Genomic DNA, 2,822 nt, shown 5'->3' with positions numbered 1-2,822 from the left:
GTAACCGGCCGATTGTTACCGCGGACCTCGGGACTTGACGCGAGCGATGACGTCTGGGTCTTCCACGAAGTCTTCAAGGAAGTTGTCCCAGGCGTCTTCTGATCGTCGGGCATCTTTCAGCATGTCTCTGAGTTCGTCGATGCCGTCCTCGGTCAAGGTATTGAACGATTCATCCGTGCCGGTGCAGACGTGGATAATGGTACCTTATGTCAGGTTATCATCGTTGGAGATGATTGCCTCGAGGAGTTCGGGATCCTCGCCCAGGAGCTTGGCGGCGTATTCGATGGTGAAGACGTGCGTGACTGTTGCCATCACGCGGCCTTGGCGCGGGGAACCGCGACGGGCGTCCAGTTCCATGGCAGGAGCTCATCGAGCCGATTGATCATATGGTCGTTGATGCGGTCGAGAATGTCAGCGAGATAGGCTTGCGGGTCGAGACCGTTCAGCTTCGCCGTTTCAATGATGGTCATGGCGCGGGCCAGCGTTTCCGCGCCCGTGTCGGCGCCGGCGAACAGCCAATTCTTCCTGCCGATCCCGATCGGGCGCAAAGCACGCTCGGCTGGATTATTGTCGATGCCCACCCGGCCGTCCTCGAGGAAAAGGCAGAAGGAGGCCCAGCGGCTCAGGCCATAGCGGAACGCCTTGGCGAGATTGCCCTTGCCTGGGATGCGAAGTCGCTGCTGCTCAGCCCAGGCGCGGAAGGCCTCGACCTTGGGCTTGCTGTGCTGCTGGCGGACGGCACGACGGATATCGGCGGTTCTGCCGGCGATCTCACGTTCGATGTCGTAGAGGGCACCAATGCGGTCCAGGGCCTCGCGGGCGATCTCGGACTTGGTCTCCGTCCAGACGTCATGGAAGTCCCGGCGCAGATGCGCCCAGCAGGCGGCCTCACGGAACCGTGCAGTTCCATCGGCGGCAGAGGCATAGAGCTTGGCATAGCCCTTGTAGCCGTCAGCCTGGAGAATGCCGCTCGTGCTTCGGAGGTGGTGCCGGACATGGTCTTCCTTCCAGTCCGGTGCGAAGGCATAGACGGCACCCGGTGGGGCGGTTCCCGCCCATGGTCGCTGATCGCGGACATAAGCCCAGATGCGGCCCTGCTTCACGCCCTTGCCAAGGCCCTTCTCCCGCAAGGAGCGCTCCAGGACCCGGATCGGCGTATCATCGGCATGCAGGAGATCGCTCGCCATGATCTCTGCCTCGATCCGGTCGGTGAGCGGCTTCAGCACCTGCATGGCGCGTCCGCACCACTCCACCAGCGTGCTGCCGGGAATGTCGGCCCCCATGCGGGCGAAGATCTCGTTCAGGCGGTAGAGCGGCAGGTGATCGTCGAACTTGGAGACCAGGATGTAGGCCAGGAGGTTGGCAGTTGCCATGCTGCCGGGGATGGGGCGGCTCGGTGCCGGGGCCTGCACCATCTTCTCGCAGCAGCGGCAGGACTTCTTGAGCCTGGCGATCTCGATCACCCGCAGCTGCGCGGCAATCATGTCCAGCATCTCGCTGACGTCTTCCCCCACCAGCCGCAACTCGCCGCCGCAGTCCGGACAGCAGCTGCCCGGGTCGAGCTCCCGGCGCTCGCGCGGGGTGGCAGCCGAGACGCGTGGCCGGCGCCGCGGCGTGCGGCCTGCTGGGTCATCCGTGGCGGCTGGAGGCTCAGCGTCTGCTGTCTCCTCGGCCACGGGCCCGGTCGTGCTTTCGGCCGCGGCGATCAGCAGGTCCTCGAGCGCCAGTTCCAGCTGCTCGATCTCGCGCTCGATCTTCTCCGAGGATTTGCCGAAGACCTGCTTCTTGAGCTTGGCGATGCGCAGCCTCAGCTCCTGGATCATCTGATCATGGGCCCGCAGTGTGACCGTCAACTTGGCATTTTGGGACTGGAGCGCCGCGATCATTGCCTTCAGCAGGGCGGGATCATCAGGCAAATCTGCAGCAGCGATCGACATGATCCTGACTACCAGGAATCACGCAAAAACGCCATTAAAACAATGCGATTCAGCGAGATAAAACCTACCCGACACGCGCCGGAGGCGCACCCCAGTCGGGCCTGCGCCAGTCGATGCCTTCCCACAGCATGCCCAGCTGCGCCGAGGTCAGACGCGCCGTTCCACCTTCCGCCGAGGGCCATGGAAAGCGTCCCCGTTCGAGGATCTTGTAGTAGAGGCAGAAGCCTTGCCCATCCCAGTACAGCAGCTTCAAACGGTCACCACGCCGGCCACGAAAGGCGAACACCGCGCCACCCGTCGGCTTCTGGCGCAGCACGTCCTGGGCAAGCATCGCCAGCCCGCCAATACCCTTGCGCATGTCGGTGATCCCGCAAGCAAGATAGACCCTCACGCCCGTTCCCGGGCCGATCATGCCGCCTCGACCGCCTGGATCAGTCGCGTCAGCCTATCGGGATCCAGGCCGCTGTCGAAGCGCAGGCTGCGTCCATTGCCCAGGCGCAACTCGATTATGCCAGGCGCCGTTACTTCACAACTCATACCGGAAGGCGGTGCAGCCTGAACCGATGTGCTCTCAACAGGGAGGAAGACGACACCAGTCGACGGTAACAGCATGCCCTTCAGTCTCAGTTCACGACGCCAGGTGTAGATCTGCTGCCGGGTCAATTCATGACGCTGAGCCACAGACGTCACCGACGCTCCATCAACACCAACCTCCAGAACGACCGCCAGCTTCTCCTCATCCCGCCAGCGCCGCCGCCGCTCCCGTCCCAGAACATCACCCTGCACCGTAAACTCCACCCAAGACACGTCCTTAACGACGTCGCTATGCACGTGTCTTAAGACATCAAACGGTATTCAGGCAGGCGGTCCCAATCGAGCCGTTAC

The 2,822-nt window shown here is 63.0% G+C and carries 3 protein-coding genes and 1 pseudogene; all 4 read right to left on the bottom strand.

The genetic code is table 11. The features are described 5' to 3' along the window. Positions 1-15: 15 nt before the first annotated feature. The 4 genes and pseudogenes from ACILRA_RS21760 to tnpA all read right to left on the bottom strand — a co-directional run bounded on the left by ACILRA_RS21760 (position 16) and on the right by tnpA (position 2,735). A pseudogene (locus tag ACILRA_RS21760) lies at positions 16-312 on the bottom strand (hypothetical protein). Then, complete coding sequence (tnpC, locus tag ACILRA_RS21755; protein WP_395664129.1) at positions 312-1,937, bottom strand: IS66 family transposase; 1,626 nt, start codon at positions 1,935-1,937, stop codon at positions 312-314. Before tnpC ends, ACILRA_RS21760 begins: the two are co-directional and overlap by 1 nt. Before the next feature lie 64 nt (positions 1,938-2,001). Next, complete coding sequence (gene tnpB / locus ACILRA_RS21750; protein ID WP_395664128.1) at positions 2,002-2,349, bottom strand: IS66 family insertion sequence element accessory protein TnpB; 348 nt, start codon at positions 2,347-2,349, stop codon at positions 2,002-2,004. Further along, positions 2,346-2,735: an IS66-like element accessory protein TnpA gene (gene tnpA / locus ACILRA_RS21745; protein WP_395664127.1), complete on the bottom strand. Its 390-nt coding sequence runs from the start codon at positions 2,733-2,735 to the stop codon at positions 2,346-2,348. Before tnpA ends, tnpB begins: the two co-directional genes overlap by 4 nt. Positions 2,736-2,822 lie beyond the last annotated feature (87 nt).

Origin of the sequence: Aestuariivirga sp. (assembly GCF_044239095.1) — a bacterium.
Classification (GTDB): Bacteria; Pseudomonadota; Alphaproteobacteria; order Rhizobiales; family Aestuariivirgaceae; genus Aestuariivirga.
Note: the sequence above shows the minus strand (reverse complement) of the source record. Positions and strands in the feature narration are given on the sequence as shown.